The 1,415-nt window shown below is 41.5% G+C and carries 2 protein-coding genes and 1 pseudogene; 1 reads left to right on the forward strand and 2 read right to left on the reverse strand.

Annotation, left to right across the window (positions count from 1 at the left end; translation table 11 throughout):
- The coding region (locus O9324_RS02090; RefSeq protein ID WP_288139362.1) for a transposase at window positions 1-111 on the forward strand (111 nt) is incomplete at its 5' end.
- Between the two features lie 41 nt (window positions 112-152).
- Here O9324_RS02090 and O9324_RS02095 read toward each other — a convergent pair.
- Together O9324_RS02095 and O9324_RS02100 are read right to left on the reverse strand one after the other, a co-directional pair.
- Window positions 153-707, reverse strand: coding sequence for a hypothetical protein (locus O9324_RS02095; protein ID WP_002788909.1), 555 nt, complete (start codon window positions 705-707; stop codon window positions 153-155).
- A gap of 437 nt (window positions 708-1,144) precedes the next feature.
- A pseudogene (locus tag O9324_RS02100) lies at window positions 1,145-1,415 on the reverse strand (IS1634 family transposase); the annotation flags it as partial.

Genomic DNA, 1,415 nt, shown 5'->3' on the forward strand with positions numbered 1-1,415 from the left:
GTGGAAGGAATTAACAATAAACTGAAGGTGATTAAAAGGAGAGGCTATGGATTTAGAAACTTTAAAAACTTTAGTATTAGATGTTTATTAAATTGGCATTTTGCTAGTTGATTTTACATGGTAAGTTCGGAAGAACCACTAAAATGAGATGACTATTCAGGAGAAGACAAGTCGGGGAAAATCTGGCTGGCAATGGCTGCACTCCGGCGAATTTGTTCAATTTCGGAAAGATTTTGCCAATTTTCGGTTTCGATAGTCGTTTCGCTCTGGCCATTACGCATAGTATAGGCGTAGGGACGAGCAAAAACCTGTAAATCTTCTGGAGACCATTGGGGAAAGAGATCGCTAAGACAAACAACAAGGCGCTCAAGGTTGTCTAATTGACTATCAACTAGATTTTCAGCGCTTTCTACTAGACGATTTAAATGTTCGGCCGGCAATAAAGAGGCAAATTTATCAAAGATATTAGACCGGGGTGAAACGGAAACTGTCGGGAATTTTTGGTGTAAACTGTTAAAGAATCTATCAGCTTGTGCTTCGATCGCCGTCGCTTCTAGTCCTTCACACAGAGAAAAGGGTGTTTCTGTCAGGTCTAAGGGATCATGACTCTCAACAGCGGTTACATCCCAGGGATAGGTGACTTCTTCTTCGATCAGGATTGCCAGAAGTTCCTCAGTAATCTGTTCGGATAGGGATAAATGGCTCATAAATAACACTCCATATATTAGCCTTTGTGGTGTTCAATGAGTAACTACATCTCGGTTTTGACAATTTCCGAAGCTACAAACAGACTTCTGGTGCAAGTCAGGCAAAGGCACTGTTGCCATAGGAGCAATAATTAACCCTTGCATATCATTATTGATTACTTTTTGACTTTTGCCAGAAGCCGATCAGAAAAGTGGCATAAACTTCTCAACGCCTGAATTTGGGACAAGCTGACATCCTCTGCTGGAATGTAAGTGATAAGTTTTACCGCTCGAATCTGTCTTCCTCTCTTTGTTCTTTCTGCCTCTGTGGTTTATCCTTAATCTTTCTGGGATCACCTGAGAAAAACTGTATGCTAGGCCATATTTCTGGACTTCCCCGTTGACAAAAAGCCATAACCTGTGCTGTAGAAGGGATTAAAAGAATTTCCGCCGCCTCGTTACTGGGTACAAATCAGGGAAACTCCCAATAAATCTAACGCTTTTTGTTGCAGTTGGGTCGGTCGAGTTATCTTAGAAAAACGATAACTTCCCTCCCTAATCGTACATTCCACTGTATTCAAGCAAATTGTCCCCAGGTCTTCCAACAAAGTCCGAAAACTATGCACAGGGAGGTTCTCTTGATTCCGTTTTTTTCTCTCCTTAGATTGCACCGATTCACTGCGACTCGCCTTAATCACATTCAGAGAACTATCATCAATTTCTTCATCC

This window comes from Microcystis sp. LE19-84.1B (genome assembly GCF_027531875.1).
Lineage (GTDB): Bacteria > Cyanobacteriota > Cyanobacteriia > Cyanobacteriales > Microcystaceae > Microcystis > Microcystis panniformis.